Consider the following 16985-nt stretch of genomic DNA (forward strand, 5'->3'; position numbering starts at 1 on the left):
TCTCCCAATAATACAGGTAAGGAGATGTCGAGAGAGAAATTATACCTTGCGGCCATCCGTCCGGAAATTAATCCCCCTCGACTACAAAGGGAGGATGTTTAACCGATTCCCTGAGAGTAGCAACAACCTCGTCATCTTCAATCTGCGGAAATACGTCGTAAAATTGCCCTACCGCCTGGAAATAAACCGGTGTTTCCAGACATATCACTTCGTCGGCATAGGTCTTCACTTTCTCTACCGTATCCGGTGGCGCAACGGGTACGGCGCAGATCAGTTTTGCGGGATGTTTGGCGCGCAACGCATGCAACGCGGAAATCATGGTGGCGCCGGTGGCAAGCCCGTCATCCACTACGATGACGATACGACCCGCCGGATCAATCGGTGGGCGAACCGGTGTGTATTGGGCGCGCCTGCTGCGCATGGTTTCCAGTTGCGCCTTTTTTTCGCGCTCTATGTAGTCCTTGGTTGCACCCGCCTCTTCGGCATAATCCGCGATATAGGCCCACCCGCTTTCGTCTATCGAACCGATGGCGAATTCAGGATTGTAAGGCGCGCCTAACTTCCTCACCAGCACCACGTCAATTTCGCCGCCCAGTTCATCAGCAATGATTTTTGACATGGGCACCGCGCCGCGGGGGATGGCGAGAATCAGCGGGTTTTTGCCCTGGTAGCCTGCAAGTCTCTTTGCAAGCCGGGCAGCTGCCTCAGCTCGGTTTGAGAAGCTCATGACGCCCTCCTTGAATTCTAATTAGACCACCATCCGACCGTACTTTTCTCATCGGGATCATCACTCAGGGTCATGGCAAACCGCTTCAATATTATGGCCATCAGGATCCAGCACAAAAGCGCCGAAATAATGTGGATGGTACATGGCTCTGATGCCTGGCGGGCCGTTATCCTTGCCCCCTGCGTTGATCGCCGCTTCATAAAACGCCGATACCGTGGCCCTATTTTTGCCTCTGAATGCGATATGAATCTGCGGAGTGGTTACCGTGCCCCCATGAATCCAAAAATCAGGTTTGCCATCAGCGCCAAAACCGGCATAACCATACACTTCCATCATCAGCCCATACCCCAGCGGCGCCAGAGCCGCCTTGTAGAATTCTTTGCTCTTTCCGTAATCACTTACATCAATCCCTATATGATCGAGCATGACGTTTTTCCTTATAGCAAGAACAGACCATTTTCCGTAATAACCTACCCTGCTTTGTAAATTCGGGGGATTCCGATATTTCCGTACATATTATCAGCAAGTCAAGCCGAAAGCTGTGCCGCTATTTGGCTATAACGGAGTCAGTCGTAAAATAGCTGAAATCGACCCACAGCCCCCCACGAGCCATTATTTGATTTTCAATGCATGCTAAATGCGTTTACCATGGCCTCGAAAACATAAAATGATTAAGCACCCGGCAAGACCATGTTAGTATCCACGGCTGTGATCCTTAATACTACCCGAGAAGACCACCGCATCGCCTGGCTCACTGCGCTGGCGATCACAATTCACATTGCGGAAAGCGCCCTCCCCAGCCCGATGCCTGGCGTTAAGCCGGGGCTTGCCAATGTGATTACTCTTCTGGCGCTGCTCCAGTTCGGATGGTCTACTGCTGCATGGATAACTGGTCTGCGGGTGCTGGTGGGCAGCCTGCTGATGGGCACGTTTCTCTCGCCCACCTTCATGCTTAGCCTGAGCGGCGCGCTGGCCAGTATCGTTACGCTCGGGCTGGCCAGCCAGCTATCAAAGTGGCTGCCGGGACGTGGCTTTGGGCCGATCGGTTACAGTGTGCTCGCTGCCATGGCGCATATAGCGGGCCAATTCTACGCTGCTTACATGTTATTCATTCCGCATCCGGGGCTGCTTCATCTCCTGCCGGTGCTGATGACCGCATCGGTGATCTTTGGCATAGTGAGCGGTATGATAGTCCATATGACGTTGAGCCGGATCCGCAATTAACCTTATGGCTGCTGTACACCCGAATTCGCCAATCACATCGACCGACCGTCTCGGTCTGACGCTTTTTTTTGCCATCGTCATACACGCCCTAATTATTCTTGGCATCTCTTTCAGCCAGGAAATGGCCAAAAATAAACCCGTGAGCACACCCACGCTGGAAATCATCCTGGCGCACACGCCCACCAAAACAAAGGTAGAAAACCCTGATTTCCTGGCGCAGGCGCACCAGGAAGGCGGTGGCACGAGCGAGACCAAGCACCGCCCGACTGCCCCTCCTCCCTCGCCGCCATCAGCACCTGTCACAGGCAATGCGCCGGTGAGCCAGGCACCTGCGACCATACTGACCACCATCGCGCCTCAAGCCCCTCAAATAACCACGCTACGCAACCCTGCGCAGCAAAACGTACCCACTGATGAGCCATCACCCGCCCCTCATGCAACCTCCAGCGCTGCGGAGCTGGTGATGCGCAGCAGGGAAATCGCCCGGCTGGAGGCCGAGCTCAGCGAGTCCGTCCAGTCCTATGCGCGCCGCCCCAAGCATCGTTTCATCTCGGCCAAGACGGCGCAATACCGCGATGCCGCTTATCTGGCGGCGTGGCAAGCAAAGATCGAGTCCATTGGCACTCTCAACTACCCTGAGGAAGCCCGGCGCCGCAACATATCCGGCGAACTGCTGCTCGATGTCGCCTTGAACCAGGATGGTACGCTCAACGCCATTACGCTACGCCGCTCCTCCGGCCACAAGGCGTTGGACGACGCCGCCAAACGTATTGTCCAGCTTGCCTCGCCCTTCGGACCCTTCCCGGAAGGAATGCGCAATGATACCGACATCCTGCATATCACACGTACCTGGCAATTCCAGGACAACCGGCTGGAAACGGGGCAGTAACCATTAGGTAATTTCCTACGCATTCACCTTGTCACCTGCCACCTTTGTAGCCGATACTAGCCACATGACCGAATCCATCTCACTGACCAACCAGTTCCTGATCGCCATGCCTGCGTTGGCGGACCCGAATTTTTTTCACAGCGTCACCTATATATGTGAGCACACCCCTGAAGGGGCGCTGGGCATTGTCATCAATCACCCGTTGGATATCAGGCTCAGTGACGTGTTTCAGCATATGGGTATCGAAGCCGCCACACCTGCCATCGCCAGTCTGCCGGTGTTCATGGGCGGGCCGATGCAACGTGAACGGGGCTTTGTTATTCACCGGCCCACTGGCGCGTGGGACAGCGCATTGAAAGTGTCGGACATTGGCGTTGCCAGTTCGCGCGACATCCTGGAGGCGATTGCGCGGGGAGAAGGGCCGGAACAATCGCTTATTGCGCTAGGCTATGCCGGATGGGGGCCGGGGCAACTGGAGCAGGAGCTGGCGGATAACGCCTGGCTGAACGGTCCCGCTGATCACACTATTCTGTTCAATATTCCCAGTGAACAACGCTGGCAGGCTGCTGCGGCGCTGTCGGGGATAGATCTGAACCGGCTCTCCGGCGATGTTGGACATGCATGAGCAGCAGGCCTCTCAACGTGCAAAATCAAAAAGTTGCATGTTTGACTTTCGTGCGGGACATCCATGCATCACGAGGCCTCTGAGTTTCTCAGAGGCCTCTGCACGTATACCCTGAAATGCCGTCCAGACAGCCCCGGGCATTTCTTGGCTTTGACTTCGGTATGAAACGCATCGGTGTGGCAACCGGGCAGGATCTTACCCTGACAACCACCTCACTGGAGATCTTGCCTGCCACCGATGGCAAGCCGGACTGGGACGTTATCTCGCGCCTGATCGACACATGGCGCCCGGATGCGTTGATTGTCGGCATCCCATTGAGCATGGATGGCAACGAAAACGATATGACGCACGCCGCGCGCCGCTTTGGCAATCGGTTGCGGGAACGTTATCGCTTGCCCGTACACCTGATCGACGAGCGCTTATCTTCAAGGGAGGCTGAACAGCTCTTGGCTACGCCGGGCAAACGGCGCTCAAAAACCGGCAAACAAAGAGTGGATGCGGTGGCCGCACAGGTCATCCTGCAAACATGGATGGCCGAACAGCAAGCAAAAACATCAGCAACAAAAGGCACAGAGCAATGACCCAGCTACCCGATATCGATCAACTGATCGCCAAAATGGCGCAGGACTTAAAATCGCGCATGGATACCCTGCATGTACACGATCCCGCCATGGTCGGCATCCATACGGGCGGGGTATGGGTCGCGCAACGGCTGCACAGCCTGCTGGGCTTGAGCCAACCTCTCGGCAGCCTGGATATCTCATTCTATCGCGATGATTTCATGCGCATCGGCATCAACCCCCAGGTTAAGCCTTCGCATCTGCCTTTTAACGTGGATGACCGCCATATCATCCTGGTCGATGACGTGCTGAATACCGGGCGCACTATCCGCGCCGCGTTCAATGAAATCTTCGACTATGGCCGCCCCACAGCCATCACCCTGGCGGTATTGATCGAACGCGGTGGACGTGAACTACCGATCCAGGCTGATGTGGTAGGCCAGCATATGGAGCTGGAGGCAAACACCCATATCAAGCTCACGGGGCCTGAGCCACTGGCATTGCGCCTGCAAACCATCCGCTAAGTTAAGGTAATCCCCATGAAAATATGGCCATCCATCGTGGCGCTGCTTGCCAGTTGCATCATCGCTTCGGCCTGGGCGGAAAGTGCCATTAAAAACACGCCTCTTTTGAAATCCACGACGACCACCATCGGAGACAAGATTCAATATCTGCAAACCAATAAGCCAGAAGTCACCTCGCTGATCATTCAACTCGAACCAGGCGCGGAAACCGGCTGGCACAAGCATCCCGTACCCACTTATGCCTATGTCCAGACAGGAAACCTTACGGTCGATATGCAAGACCGTTCACGGCATGAATTTCCGGCAGGCACGGCCTTTGTCGAAGTAATGAACACCTGGCACAACGGGAAAAATTTTGGCAAAACGCCGGTAACGATTTTGGTATTCTATTCCGGTGAAGAAGGCAGGTCGAATGTCATATGGCCGGATAAAGAGACCATCATCAACCCATCCAGCAAATAGAAAGATGCAACCCGCGACATGAGACGCCACAATATACAGCTCGACAAAAACGGCCGTCTGCGCCACTTTCTAACCATTGAGGGTTTGAACCGCAAACTGCTGGTGGAAATACTGGATACCGCCGAATCGTTTTCCGGCGTCACAGAGCAATCCATCAAGAAAGTCCCCCTGTTGCGCGGCAAGACTATCGTCAATCTGTTCTTCGAAGCCAGCACGCGCACCCGCACTACTTTTGAACTCGCCGCCAAGCGCCTCTCAGCAGACGTGCTTAACATCAATGTCGCGGCCTCGGCGACCAGCAAGGGCGAAAGCCTGCTCGACACGTTGCACAACCTTCAGGCAATGCACTGCGATATGTTCGTGGTGCGGCATGACCGCAGCGGTGCGGCGCATTTTATTGCCCAGCATGTCGCACCGCACATCAGCGTGATCAATGCCGGTGATGGCCGCCATGCGCACCCTACCCAGGCGATGCTGGACATGTTCACCATTCGCCGCCACAAAAAGGACTTTGCGCCGCTCAATATCGCCATCGTTGGCGACATTCTGCATTCGCGAGTGGCGCGCTCGCAGATCCATGCACTGACCACGCTCGGCGTCAACGAAGTGCGCGTTATCGGGCCTGAAACCCTGATGCCCGCCGATGTTGAAGCCCTCGGTGTGCATGTCCATCACGATCTGCGCGAGGGGTTGCGCGATGTTGATGTGGTGATCACGCTGCGCCTGCAACACGAACGCATGCGCGGTGCATTGCTGCCCAGTGAACATGAATATTTTCGCCTTTTCGGGCTGACGGAAGAAAAACTTGCGCTCGCCAAGCCGGATGTCATCGTCATGCACCCCGGCCCCATCAATCGCGGCGTCGAGATCGACTCGGCAGTCGCCGATGGTTCGCGTTCCGTGATCCTTGAACAGGTCACACATGGCATCGCGGTTCGCATGGCGATCATGTCAATGGCCATGTCCTCTCACGCAAATATTGAAGGAGAGATCACCTGATGCGCCTGCGCATTTCAAATGGACGTGTTATCGACCCTGCCAACACCATTGATGGCGTGCAGGATGTCTTCATCGCCGATGGCCGCATCCTAGCCATCGGCGATGCTTTTCAAGGCTTTACGGCAGACCGTGAAATCGACGCCACCGGCCTGATTGTTTGCCCCGGCCTGGTAGACCTGTGCGCCCGCCTGCGCGAACCCGGCCAGGAACATAAGGGCACTATCGCCAGCGAAACATTGGCGGCAGCCAGCGCGGGCATCACTACCTTGTGTTGCCCGCCGGATACCAACCCCGTGATTGATACGCCTGCGGTCATCGAACTCATCCGTAACCGCGCCGAGGCGGCAGGATACGCACGGATTGTACCGCTGGGCGCACTCACTGAAGGGTTGGCGGGGGAAAGTTTGAGTGAAATGGCAGCATTAAAAGAGGCGGGCTGTGCCGGGGTCAGCAATGCTCTGCGCCCCATCACCAATACCCATGTATTGCGCTGCGCCATGGAATACGCCGCCACGCATGGCCTGACGGTATTTTTAAACCCCGAAGACCCCTGGTTGCGCAACAAAGGCTGCATGCACGAAGGCGCTGTCAGCACCCGCCTTGGCTTACCCGCCATCCCCGAATCCGCCGAGACTGCGGCGGTGGCGCGCGATCTGATGCTGATTGAACAGACCGGGGTACGCGCGCACTTCTGCAGGCTGTCTACAGCACGTGCGGTACGCATGGTGGCGCGCGCACGTTACGATGGCCTGCCGGTTAGCGCGGATGTGAGCGCGCATCACTTATATCTCACGGAAATGGACGTGGCCGACTTCAACAGCCAATGCCATGTCACCCCGCCATTGCGCACCCAACGCGACCGCGATGGGTTGCGCGCAGGCTTGGCGCGTGGCGCTGTGGCGGCGATCTGCTCCGACCACCAGCCGCATGAGCCGGATGCCAAGCTGGCCCCCTTCAGCGCCACTGAGCCGGGCATATCCTCCCTTGATACCCTGTTGCCGCTCAGCCTGCGGCTGGTGGATGAAGATGTGCTCACGCTCAGCGAAGTTCTGGCGTGCCTAACCCATAAGCCCGCGCAAATCCTCGGCATCGAGGCCGGCACGCTAAGCACGGGAGCGGCTGCGGACATCTGCATTTTCGACCCGCAACGCTATTGGGAATTGACGGAAAGCACCCTGCAAAGCCGCGGCCGTAACACGCCGTTCATGGGATGGGAATTCAAAGGCCGCGTGACCCATACACTGTTGGCAGGCAAGATTGTGTATGAGTTGGCGGATTCTTGAACCTCAGACTGATCTTCACAGTGCTGGCCGCACTGGCCATTGCAGCGCCATCCAACGCGGCAGCAGTGGGCAAATCGCCCGCCTCCCGCTATGCGTCTCTTGTGGGTGTAGTCTTCACCCAGAAAGATGGCCTGCAATGCCTGGAAACCCAGCGCGCGGATTTGGTCAAAGGCATGCCGGTTATGATTGTGACGCCGGGCGGCCCGGGCGAACCGCAATCGTTGATTAAGGCCGAAGTGGCGGGGCCAGCATGTGGCGATAATGGTACGCAAACGGTCTCGATAGACGACAGTCAGCCGCAAACACGCTATGCACTTAAATTACTTCAAAATGATCAGGCTGCCGCCTTTGGATTCGGAATTATTGGAAAACATGTTGCATTGAAAGAGAAAAATGGCACGGTACAGGCCAAATTCGGCCTCGAAAAAAAACCTGCGCATTTTTCTCAATGCACCAGCAAGGAAGGTATACACCTTAACGTATGGCCAGGATCTCCCCTCAAGGAAAAAAGCCGCTGGCACGCCTACTATCACCTTGGATTTGATGTGGAGCCATCATGCACGGATAAAGAAACAGGCAATCCCTGACAGTTATTTTTCTAAAAAACTCAGTTATCCACAAAAGTCACAAAAAACACGAAAATATTCAAATACACATCACTATTTTACTTGCCACCCATCCGGTGAATTTCGCTGAAGAAATCCATGCTTTTGTTTTATGGCTCCTCAGCGGCGCCAGCCATGGAAGCGACGCGTAAGCGAGCGACGGATGAGCGAACATGCGACCGAGGTGCTGCGCTTCGTGACAAACCTTCGTGTACCCTTCACAAACAATCTGGGTGAACGCGCGATCCGAATGCCAAAAGTGAAGCAAAAAATCTCCGGCTGCTTCCGTACGGTCAAAGGGGCGGAGAACTTCTGCACCATCCGTTCCTACCTCGACACCAGGCACAAACAGGGACACAACACGTTCGAACTGCTTCGTCGCCCTTTCATGGGCAATCCCCTTCAGCTTGCCTCAGGCTGAATAGTCACCTCTCCTGTTTTTGTTCACCATGCCTCTCAAACCATGGCTTAAGTTGCCCGTTGGTACCTGCGGGTGCATGTCCTGCCTGGGATTTCAGCATCAACACCTTGCACAGCACCAACATGGCAAACAAGTGATAGTAAAGATCGAAATATCCCAAACCTAAAAAGGTTCCTGCTGCGGCGTATCCAATCAGGCTCACCTGTAGCATTGACGCCAAATCAGACAGCCATTTTGCATCAGGGATGCTCTTGGCGTTTTTTATGACCCAGCCACCCGCGCGCCATGCGAACAGCCATAGCATCAAGAACAGGATTAGGCCTACAAAGCCATGCTCACCAAGAATCTCAAAATAAATGCTGTGGGCTTCGGTCCGTCCGGCAAAGATTTCAAAACCACCTCCAGTGAGAGGGTTTTTTACTGCGGTATCAAAAGCAAATTGCCAGGCTTCAATGCGCCCTTGGGCCGATTGATCAGCCTCGTATGTCTTGATGGTATGCATACGGTCAAACCATGACTGAGGCATGAAAGACAATGCTGCGGGAATGGCAAGACTTAAAAGAATCAGCAGAATAACCTTCTGGCGGCTTTTCATGATGAGAAAAAGACCCATTACGGACATGCCCAGTAGTGCACCGCGTGATTGCGTCCCCAATATCGCGATGATGGTAAAAAACATCGCCCCTGCAAGGCCGTTACGCAGCCATATTTGCCGGGTATTTAATTGAAGATACCGCATTAAGGGGATGGTCATAATCAGCGCAAGGCCAATTTCGTTATTGCCGCCGATAAACGTGCCATTCGGCCCCATGACATGCTCACCACCACCGCTAGTGATAGTAAAAATTCCGCCCTTGATCCCATAAAACCCTAATGACAGGGCAATGATCCAGACCAGCGCATGCAAGCGTTCGCGGGTATTAATGAGTATCAGCGTCAGAAAAATCATTAGCTGAATCTTGGCAATTTTCTCCATCTGCACCCATGCCAGACTGGGATACTGCGCGAAAAAGGTGGTCACCAGCATCCATAAAATAAATATCAACAATAAGACCGTTTCCTTGGTCCATGGAATACGCTTGGACTCTTTCGAGAAAACAAAAGCAACGAGTGTGACAACTCCTACGATCATGGCAAAGGGGTAATTAACGGCAAAACCCCAGGTTAGCCGGTGTGGATTCATATACCCAAGCCACGACCAGACCAATATTCCAATGTAAGGTTGCAGAAAGATCGAAGGAATGCTGCCCAGGACAACCAGTGTAACGAAAATATCTCTCATGGTGTTTTACCGCCATGGCAGTTTGTTGACAGTATCGCCACCTTATTATTTCCTGAACCAGAAAACACGCTGTTGTAAACAGATCCCTTTCAAGAGTCCATTTCGTAATAGCTGCGCCAATTTACGCTCATGCCATAAGCCCCGATCTTTCACTTGGTAAAGGTGTCCTTTGCTGGTTTGTGCTTGACCCAACTGTTCCCCCTGTTCCAGCCGATCAAACAGTTCCGCATAAATTTCCGCACTGTCACGCACGGCTCGCCAGAAGAGCGTCAATTCATCATCCCCCTCTTCCACAGACGGGCTGATGTGAGCAATGAGTTTTCCTGAGTCTATGCCGGCATCGATAAAATGGAGGGTGCAGCCCACCTGTTCAGGCTCCTTGTTGTAAAGCGCCCAAAAAGTATTGTCGGCACCACGGTAATTTGGCGAAAGGCCGCCATGTAAATTCACGATGCCTAGCCGCCCTTTTTTTAGCAGCTCTCCGCGTATCAATGATGTGCCAAACACAGCGATGATGTCTGGATTGCATTTTTCAACCCATGCAATGACATCCGGATGATTGATGTGTGGCACTTCCACCAGCAAATCTTCTCGTTCAAGGCGAGGGTTCTGTTCGCCAAAGAAAAAAGTGGCTTCGCCACCGCCTGTGTAGCGCTTCCGGTCACGCAGCCAGCGCCATGCTTTGCGAAAGAAATTATCGGGCCTTAGCAGTTTCGCAATCTTTTTTGCACTCCAGTGACTTCCAGTCTCCTGGATGATAGCGACCGGGTTGGCGGCGCGGCATAACCTGTTGGCCACGTACAAGTGGCGTGGAGAGCGTCCGCAGAGGATCATAACTGCCAGTTTAGACATGGTGTTGAATCTCTACAGCGCGTTCCTTTACGTTGGGTACAGGTGGTATGGCGATGTCCGCCATGTCCATCATCAGCGCATCCGCGAAAAACTTCGCGGCCCAGTTGGGATATTCAAATCTTGAATACCCCCCCCAGATGGGTGCTGATCCTGCGATGCCGCCTCTTACTGCGCTGCTTGGATCATTGAGCCGATGATTTTTTTTCAGATAGCTCAGTGCGCGGCGCGCAGGTTCCTTGAACTCGATTACGCCGCAATCCTGAGCAAGACGCGTCCAGTTAAGGCCCATTTGCGCAACGCCCGTCAGGCAGCAATAGGTTGATTTTGGAACCCAACCATCGCCGTATGTTCCTGCAAGCCAGCCGTCTTCACGCTGTGCCGTTGACATGGCTTTGGCAGCCTTGACTGCTGCACCGATATAGCGGTCGTCACCCAGTAATATGCCACTTTCCAGGAATCCCCGGATGGCATAGGCAATCGTGTGGGTAAACGGCGCTCGGTCGAGCGTGAAGGCGTTGGTGGCAAACCAGCCTGAATCCGTTTGCTGGGTAAGCGCCCAATTGAGGTTGTGCATCGCCGCATTTTTTAACGTCGGCTCTTCCGCTACCATCCCTGTGCTGAGCAATGCCCAGGTTCCGCGAGTATTGTATGTGTGAGGTAGCGCGTTGTGCTCATAGCGGCGCCAGCAACCATCTTCATCTTGCTGCCTGGCTAGCCAGTGCCCGGCTTTTACTGCGGAAAGCAAACACTCTGAGCGACCCAGTTGCAGATAACCCGCTAACATGCCGTGCATAATCTGCCCAGTGTTGAAAATAACAGGCTGGCTACCTGGTTCGCCGAAGTGGCCGGGAAAAGCACCGTCGGCCTGCTGTACTGACAGCTCCCAGTCGATCATGCGGTGCGCCCGGCGCAACAATTCAGGCTGATCTAACAGCTTCGCGGCTGCTATAAAAGTTTCGATGATATAGCCCGTTGTTTCCGGGTAACTTGGCAGCCAGCCATCCTCAAAGCTCCAGCCTGCCGAGACTCCACCCGCATCGGATTTTCCGTCTCTTGCGTCTTGCGCCACACACAGCCATTCGATTGCCGCCCGCAGATGGGTAATATGATCCTGCTCGGGCTGACTCGACATCGACATCACATCCTGAGCGATGAGACGAAAATGGCGTGGTCGCCAGGGTTTATAGCCAATAAGTTTACTGAGGCTCATTGTTTTATTTCTCTACAAAGACTGTTCTTGAGTTTGCCCGATAGCGCCTACTCCGGCAGGCAGCGCCACATGGCTGACGACATAACGGTGTTTCCCGGAGGCTTCTGGAGGAATGTCGTCCACCAGACGCACTTCAACCCTGACATCCGTACTCAATCGCGCCTGAATCCCCTGTATGATTTTTTTGCTGAAATCAGGTTGCCAATGTTGATTTGGAACGATCAGGATTTCCACCCTGTCCACGGTATGCTGGATAAATTTAAATTCCCCTATCCCCTCCGTCGCCCTTAGCACATAAATTACCGCGAGCGCGTGCATCACCGTGCCGTCCGGGTGAATAACAAAATCCGTGGCGCGGCCTATCACTTCTGAAATAACGTGCAGTCCCCTGCCCTCTTTGCATGCTTCATCGGCACAACGCACCATGTCGCCGGTACGATAGCGGATAAATGGTTGGGCCTGGGAACATAGGCCCGTCATCACCGCTTCTCCAATCTGCCCGGGGGCAACGGGGTGGCCATTCGGATCGAGAACTTCAAGAATGATGCTTTCGCTCATGAGTAGCATCTGGCCTTGAGGTGTTTCGTGGGCGGTAAAACCGATGTCGCGGCTGCCGAATTCATTGGCTGCCGGTACGCCAAAGACAGACTGGATCAATGTTCTTTGATAGGGATATAGCGGCTCACCGGTGGTACACACCACCTTCAAACCGGGCAAGTTAAGCTTTATACCGCGCGCATCTACCCTCGCCGCCAGGAGCGCCACGCTACTGGCATAGCCATAGATACATTTTGGCTGAAAATTATGGATGGCGTCGATGTAGGCATCCATATTCGATATCGACATATCGAAGGCATTTAGAACCAGTTGATTGAGCATACGGTCGCGCAGGGTTTTAATGCGATCCGTTTTGTTCAATTCCACGGGTGCTCCCCATAGATATACTTCCCGGTCGCCCACATCAACGCCCCACCAGCGGCGCGCCCGGATGCGCCCAGCCGCATCGGATCCCTGGCGGCTACGGCCATAGTAGAAGATCAAGGGCTGGCCGCTGGAACCGCCTGTGTTGTATTTGAACGCCCCGCCTGGAACATCGCGCCATGCGATATCATCAATGTTTGCCATCGCGTCTGCCTTATTCATTGTCGGCAGGCGTTGCAGATCTTCCATGCTCAGCGACGCGCCACTTCCCAACGCAATACCCGCCTCGCGGATTCGATTGGCGTGCCAGGGGCTGTGCTTGAGCGCCAGGTCAAGCAGCTCGCCAAGTTTAACCATTTGAAGTCTTTCTATCTCTTCCCTGGAAAGCCACTGGCTCCGCTCCAGGGTATCCAGATAGGGGAAAGTAGGACGATGCATCAAATGTTCGTGCAATGGAAAAAGAACGCTAGACACCCAGTTAGCGTACCAGTTGCGCGAGGTACTCATCATCGGCTGCTGCCCATCTGCATTACTCCCGAGTACAGTGCGAACAGGCGCGGTCTGATTTCAGGCCAGGTATAACGCTGTATCAAATCATGGCCTGCCGCCACCATCTGCTGCGCCAGCGCGGAATCGTTCAACACTTCCAATACTGCTTCTGCCATAGCTTCGGGATTTTGCGGTGGCACCAAAATAGCGGTGCATCGGTGCTTGACAAGATGAGGGACACCGCCGACATCGGTACTTACTACTGGCACGCCGCTGGCAAGCGCCTCCAGGATGGATATAGGCATGTTATCGGCCAGGCTTGGGTTAAGCACAATATCCGCATCGCGGTATAGCGCGGCCATGTCGGCGTTTTCCAACCGGCCGGTGAACCTGACAGAATCACCCAACTGCATCTGTTCAGCCACCTTTTCCAGCGCCTCGCGCTGCGGCCCGGAACCTGCAATGCTAAGGCGTGCTGCGGGGAAACTGTGGCGGACCGCTGCAAATGCCTTTAGTGCGGTAACTACATCGTAGATGGGTTCAAGATTGCGGGCAACAACGATATGCGGGGCATTTCTTAACCGCGAATGCCCCGCCTGGGGGTCGGCATGGAAACGGCTCAGGTCAATAATATTAGGCACGATATGGGCCGCTACGCCATATTCTTTGAATACCAGTTCAAGGAAAGCAGAAGGGACCATGACCGTCGCCCGCTTCAGTGTCGGTTTTATCCACGCAAAGGAACGGGAAAAAAATGTCGCCGCCTCGCCACCCCGGTAATTCACGACTACCGGGACGCCCCGCAGATGCGCAATCCACACTGCGGGGACTGCGAAGAGATGCCAGGACCAGCCGGAATTGGCCATGATATGAAATAGCTGGCTGTGTCCCGCCGCGCGCCATAACCGCATCAGATAAGGTGCAAGACGGAACAGGGCGCGAACCCCGGCCAGCCCAGCCACCCAGCGTGGGGCATAAGGAGCATTAACTTGCACAACCTCGACCGTCACACCCTCGCTGCGCAATAACTCGCCAAGCTGGCGAGTCTGGTTGGCCATCCCGCCCGAGGGCGGAGGAAGCGGGCCAACCAGCGTCAGGCGCAGTCCACGCATCCCTGTCATCTTGCGGCTACCGCAGTACGCGCCAGGCCATATACATTCCGGTAACGCTCTACGCTCACCGGCCAATTGCGTTCCGTTTCCACAAAACGGCGCGCTTTCTCACGCAATTCAGCCCATCGTTCACTGTGCGCCAACAAACCAACTACAGTATCAGCCAGGGACTCAACATCACCAGCTCGAAACAGTATCCCGGTTTCTCCATGCCGGATTAACTCGTGGTGCCCTCCCACATCGGAGGCAATCAGCAAGCGTCCCTGCGCCATCGCTTCGAGCGGTTTGAGGGGCGTAACCAATTCCGTGAGCCGCATGGAGAGGCGTGGATACACCAGAATATCCACCATGTCATAGTAACGTTGCACCTCACCGTGAGGGACACGGCCTGTAAATATTACCTTGTCAGCAATGGCAAGCTCGTTGACGAGCTGTTTAAGATGGGTCTCTTGCGGGCCACCTCCTACCAGCAGAATGCGCACATCCGGCATCTTCGCCAATATTGCAGGCAGGGCCCGCAGCAGTAATGGCAGGCCTTCGTAGGCATAAAATGAACCGATGAAGCCCAGCACACGCTTGCCCGTCAAACCGTGCGCGTCGATCAACTGGGGATCCGGTTTGCCGCCAATAACAAAGCGTTCGAGATCCACTGCGTTGGGTATAACGGTGACTTTGTCCTTGGATATGCCACGCCCCACAATGTCATTGCGCAATCCTTCGCAAATAGTCGTAATGGCATGCGCCTGTTTCAGCACGTGGGTCTCCAGCGCATGAGTGGCGCGGTACCGTAGCCCACCTTCCCTGCTGGTGCCATGATCCACAGCGGCGTCCTCCCAGAAGGCCCGCACTTCGTAGACCACCGGGATATTCAGTTTTTTGCCGACACGCAAGGCCGCCATGCCATTCAGCGCGGGCGAATGGGCATGGAGAATGTCGGGCTTGATCTCACGCGCCACTTGCTCCAGACGCCGGGCCAAAACGTCAATGCCGGCAAGCTGATTAAGCACGGGGAGTCGTGCCATGAGACCCGCAGGTTGCGGCGTGCGGTAGAAATGCAGGCCGTCAACATCCTCCTCCAGCGATGCGGTTGCCTTCTGTTTTGAACTGGTGATGTGGCTGGTTTTCCAGCCCAGCACCCGCTGCTGCTCTAAAATGGCGCGGGTGCGGAAGGTATAACCACTATGCAGCGGGATGGAATGGTCGAGAACGTGAAGAATATGCAGGCTCATGGATAGATCGCTACTGATGGGCTGCATCGTTAAGACTGCTCTCGATGGAAGGCAACATGTCAGCGACGAGACCGCGTAAAATAGCTGCCGCAGGCTCGGTTTTGTCATCATACTCTGCCGCAATCACGATACCGGCGGCATTCCTTTGTCCGCCGAGCAATTTTGATTTCGCTTCCAGCAGCTTTGCGACATAAGCGTTCGAGGTATACGTGCCATCCAGCGAGTACCAATCCCAGATCAACAATTTGGTGCTGGGCGAATGCAGCTTTGTCTGGCGTATCTGAACGGTGTGCCCATTGATCGGAATTGTTATCGATTGTTCCCCGACATTGCTCCATACGGGATGCTTTTGCTCGATCATGACATTTTGTGAATTGACCAGTTCTGCACCCTGATGCTGATTACGATAATAGGCCAGATAAATGCTGGCGATCTGCCCACTGCGGGTGTAAGTCTGCTGAAGTTGTGCATTCATGCCCGCATAGCGCGGCTGCCAGTCCCACTTTGGTGTTGCGCTGATTTGCCAGGCGTTGGCAGGCGCTGGGGCTTTGAGTGTGATATTGACGGATTCGGTAGTACCACCCTGATAAAGATACGCCATCAATGGGCCACTGCTTAACAATGCAAGCACGACAAAGCCCATCGTCACAGCCTTTTTCCCGCTGCTCACGCTACTGTGATTACTCATGGCACTATTAGCCGCTGGTGTTTCACCTGCCGTTGCCACCTGAGAGACATGAACATCTTCACGCCAGAAACTACCTATCCAGAACAGCAACACCATCACCAAACCGAAGAACACCCAGCCATAGATATAATGGTCTATTCCTAATGCCAATTTCATACCGCTTAAATGGGCGATCATCACGATCATATAGGCGCGCAGCCCATTAGCTATAACGGGGACAATCAGGGCTAGCAAGATAAATACTAAACGCCGCCATAGTGTTTGATAGGTGAGGTAGGCATAAAGGAAACCCAGCGTCACGGAGGCGATCAAATAGCGCAGCCCGCTGCATCCCTCTACAACCGACCAGTGTCCACTGGGGATCTCAAAGAATGTCCCCTCCCGGTAGACCGGTATGCCGGTCAACTGGAGCGCCTTCACCGTAAAATCAGCGGTGAAGTTCATCATGGAGGGAATCAGCCCTTCGCCCACCGGCACGGCTAAGAGCAAAAAGCCCAGCGGAAAGGCAATCGCCCATGTGGCTTGGCTACCTATCAGGCTCCACACCGCCGCGATCAACATCCCTATCAGTGCGAACTGCTGTATCACCAGAATATCGACGGTATGCGCCACCAGCCACAGCAGGCTGAAACCTGCTAGAAACAGCAATCCCCAATGATTAGTCACTGGAGTGATCTGTGCAAGCGTTTGACGTTTGTTCCAGATCAGCCAGGCGCTGATGGGCACGATCAGGAAACCATGAGTAAAGGTTTCGGAGCGCCACCAGATATCCACCATAGACTGGGCCGTCTGCCAGAATAGTCCCAGAATGGCCAGCAGTATTCCAATGGCGAGTGGGGCCGATGTTCGCCACTCTGATGAGTTTGGCATCGTTTTTATAGCA

18 protein-coding genes and 1 pseudogene are annotated in these 16985 nt (G+C 54.6%); 10 read left to right on the top strand and 9 right to left on the bottom strand.

The window, feature by feature from the left end; genetic code table 11:
* Window positions 1-67: 67 nt before the first annotated feature.
* A complete protein-coding gene (locus M3A44_09540) occupies window positions 68-727 on the bottom strand; it encodes a phosphoribosyltransferase (protein MEQ6341873.1) in 660 nt (219 codons plus the stop codon).
* Between the two features lie 60 nt (window positions 728-787).
* Complete coding sequence (locus M3A44_09545; protein ID MEQ6341874.1) at window positions 788-1153, bottom strand: VOC family protein; 366 nt, start codon at window positions 1151-1153, stop codon at window positions 788-790.
* 264 nt (window positions 1154-1417) lie between these two features.
* Here M3A44_09545 and M3A44_09550 point away from each other — a divergent pair, with 264 nt between their 5' ends.
* From M3A44_09550 to M3A44_09595, 10 genes and pseudogenes are all read left to right on the top strand, one after another.
* Entirely contained in the window at window positions 1418-1951 is a 534-nt protein-coding gene (locus M3A44_09550; protein ID MEQ6341875.1) for a Gx transporter family protein, read from the top strand.
* A 4-nt stretch (window positions 1952-1955) separates the two neighbouring features.
* The gene (locus M3A44_09555; protein MEQ6341876.1) at window positions 1956-2840 is read left to right on the top strand and encodes an energy transducer TonB; all 885 of its coding nucleotides are present in this window, start codon (window positions 1956-1958) and stop codon (window positions 2838-2840) included.
* A gap of 64 nt (window positions 2841-2904) precedes the next feature.
* Window positions 2905-3465 (top strand): YqgE/AlgH family protein, encoded by a 561-nt coding sequence (locus M3A44_09560; protein ID MEQ6341877.1) that lies wholly within the window; start codon window positions 2905-2907, stop codon window positions 3463-3465.
* A gap of 161 nt (window positions 3466-3626) precedes the next feature.
* Window positions 3627-4046: a Holliday junction resolvase RuvX gene (ruvX, locus tag M3A44_09565; GenBank protein ID MEQ6341878.1), complete on the top strand. Its 420-nt coding sequence runs from the start codon at window positions 3627-3629 to the stop codon at window positions 4044-4046.
* A gap of 35 nt (window positions 4047-4081) precedes the next feature.
* Window positions 4082-4549: a bifunctional pyr operon transcriptional regulator/uracil phosphoribosyltransferase PyrR gene (gene pyrR, locus M3A44_09570; protein MEQ6341879.1), complete on the top strand. Its 468-nt coding sequence runs from the start codon at window positions 4082-4084 to the stop codon at window positions 4547-4549.
* 15 nt (window positions 4550-4564) lie between these two features.
* The gene (locus tag M3A44_09575) at window positions 4565-5011 is read left to right on the top strand and encodes a cupin domain-containing protein (protein MEQ6341880.1); all 447 of its coding nucleotides are present in this window, start codon (window positions 4565-4567) and stop codon (window positions 5009-5011) included.
* Window positions 5012-5029: 18 nt separating this feature from the next.
* Window positions 5030-6010, top strand: a complete 981-nt coding sequence (locus M3A44_09580; protein MEQ6341881.1) for an aspartate carbamoyltransferase catalytic subunit — start codon at window positions 5030-5032, stop codon at window positions 6008-6010.
* Complete coding sequence (locus M3A44_09585; GenBank protein MEQ6341882.1) at window positions 6010-7293, top strand: dihydroorotase; 1284 nt, start codon at window positions 6010-6012, stop codon at window positions 7291-7293. Before M3A44_09580 ends, M3A44_09585 begins: the two co-directional genes overlap by 1 nt.
* Window positions 7290-7880 carry a hypothetical protein gene (locus tag M3A44_09590; GenBank protein ID MEQ6341883.1) on the top strand — a complete coding sequence of 197 codons (591 nt, stop codon included), beginning with the start codon at window positions 7290-7292 and terminating at the stop codon, window positions 7878-7880. Before M3A44_09585 ends, M3A44_09590 begins: the two co-directional genes overlap by 4 nt.
* A gap of 187 nt (window positions 7881-8067) precedes the next feature.
* Window positions 8068-8319 (top strand): annotated as a pseudogene (locus tag M3A44_09595) (transposase).
* 4 nt (window positions 8320-8323) lie between these two features.
* Here M3A44_09595 and M3A44_09600 read toward each other — a convergent pair.
* The 7 genes from M3A44_09600 to xrtA all read right to left on the bottom strand — a co-directional run bounded on the left by M3A44_09600 (window position 8324) and on the right by xrtA (window position 16972).
* Window positions 8324-9601, bottom strand: coding sequence for a putative O-glycosylation ligase, exosortase A system-associated (locus tag M3A44_09600; GenBank protein ID MEQ6341884.1), 1278 nt, complete (start codon window positions 9599-9601; stop codon window positions 8324-8326).
* A 45-nt stretch (window positions 9602-9646) separates the two neighbouring features.
* Entirely contained in the window at window positions 9647-10453 is an 807-nt protein-coding gene (locus tag M3A44_09605) for a formyl transferase (protein MEQ6341885.1), read from the bottom strand.
* The gene (locus M3A44_09610; GenBank protein MEQ6341886.1) at window positions 10446-11663 is read right to left on the bottom strand and encodes a terpene cyclase/mutase family protein; all 1218 of its coding nucleotides are present in this window, start codon (window positions 11661-11663) and stop codon (window positions 10446-10448) included. Before M3A44_09610 ends, M3A44_09605 begins: the two co-directional genes overlap by 8 nt.
* 12 nt (window positions 11664-11675) lie before the next feature.
* Window positions 11676-13022: a phenylacetate--CoA ligase family protein gene (locus M3A44_09615; GenBank protein MEQ6341887.1), complete on the bottom strand. Its 1347-nt coding sequence runs from the start codon at window positions 13020-13022 to the stop codon at window positions 11676-11678.
* Between the two features lie 68 nt (window positions 13023-13090).
* On the bottom strand, window positions 13091-14185 hold the full coding sequence (locus M3A44_09620) for a glycosyltransferase family 4 protein (GenBank protein ID MEQ6341888.1): 1095 nt from the start codon (window positions 14183-14185) through the stop codon (window positions 13091-13093).
* A 5-nt stretch (window positions 14186-14190) separates the two neighbouring features.
* Window positions 14191-15408 (bottom strand): glycosyltransferase, exosortase A system-associated, encoded by a 1218-nt coding sequence (locus M3A44_09625; GenBank protein MEQ6341889.1) that lies wholly within the window; start codon window positions 15406-15408, stop codon window positions 14191-14193.
* 16 nt (window positions 15409-15424) lie between these two features.
* Window positions 15425-16972 carry an exosortase A gene (gene xrtA, locus M3A44_09630; protein MEQ6341890.1) on the bottom strand — a complete coding sequence of 516 codons (1548 nt, stop codon included), beginning with the start codon at window positions 16970-16972 and terminating at the stop codon, window positions 15425-15427.
* Between the last annotated feature and the right edge of the window lie 13 nt (window positions 16973-16985).

The organism is Gammaproteobacteria bacterium (genome assembly GCA_040183005.1).
In the GTDB taxonomy this organism is placed as follows: domain Bacteria; phylum Pseudomonadota; class Gammaproteobacteria.

What these genes read in the sequence shown, in the direction of transcription:
- M3A44_09540 (MEQ6341873.1), bottom strand. Translation starts at nt 727, where the DNA reads ATGAGCTTCTCAAACCGAGCTGAGGCAGCTGCCCGGCTTGCAAAGAGA.
- M3A44_09545 (MEQ6341874.1), bottom strand. Translation starts at nt 1,153, where the DNA reads ATGCTCGATCATATAGGGATTGATGTAAGTGATTACGGAAAGAGCAAA.
- M3A44_09550 (MEQ6341875.1), top strand. Translation starts at nt 1,418, where the DNA reads ATGTTAGTATCCACGGCTGTGATCCTTAATACTACCCGAGAAGACCAC.
- M3A44_09555 (MEQ6341876.1), top strand. Translation starts at nt 1,956, where the DNA reads ATGGCTGCTGTACACCCGAATTCGCCAATCACATCGACCGACCGTCTC.
- M3A44_09560 (MEQ6341877.1), top strand. Translation starts at nt 2,905, where the DNA reads ATGACCGAATCCATCTCACTGACCAACCAGTTCCTGATCGCCATGCCT.
- ruvX (MEQ6341878.1), top strand. Translation starts at nt 3,627, where the DNA reads ATGAAACGCATCGGTGTGGCAACCGGGCAGGATCTTACCCTGACAACC.
- pyrR (MEQ6341879.1), top strand. Translation starts at nt 4,082, where the DNA reads ATGGCGCAGGACTTAAAATCGCGCATGGATACCCTGCATGTACACGAT.
- M3A44_09575 (MEQ6341880.1), top strand. Translation starts at nt 4,565, where the DNA reads ATGAAAATATGGCCATCCATCGTGGCGCTGCTTGCCAGTTGCATCATC.
- M3A44_09580 (MEQ6341881.1), top strand. Translation starts at nt 5,030, where the DNA reads ATGAGACGCCACAATATACAGCTCGACAAAAACGGCCGTCTGCGCCAC.
- M3A44_09585 (MEQ6341882.1), top strand. Translation starts at nt 6,010, where the DNA reads ATGCGCCTGCGCATTTCAAATGGACGTGTTATCGACCCTGCCAACACC.
- M3A44_09600 (MEQ6341884.1), bottom strand. Translation starts at nt 9,601, where the DNA reads ATGAGAGATATTTTCGTTACACTGGTTGTCCTGGGCAGCATTCCTTCG.
- M3A44_09605 (MEQ6341885.1), bottom strand. Translation starts at nt 10,453, where the DNA reads ATGTCTAAACTGGCAGTTATGATCCTCTGCGGACGCTCTCCACGCCAC.
- M3A44_09610 (MEQ6341886.1), bottom strand. Translation starts at nt 11,663, where the DNA reads ATGAGCCTCAGTAAACTTATTGGCTATAAACCCTGGCGACCACGCCAT.
- M3A44_09615 (MEQ6341887.1), bottom strand. Translation starts at nt 13,022, where the DNA reads ATGCATCGTCCTACTTTCCCCTATCTGGATACCCTGGAGCGGAGCCAG.
- M3A44_09620 (MEQ6341888.1), bottom strand. Translation starts at nt 14,185, where the DNA reads ATGCGTGGACTGCGCCTGACGCTGGTTGGCCCGCTTCCTCCGCCCTCG.
- xrtA (MEQ6341890.1), bottom strand. Translation starts at nt 16,972, where the DNA reads ATGCCAAACTCATCAGAGTGGCGAACATCGGCCCCACTCGCCATTGGA.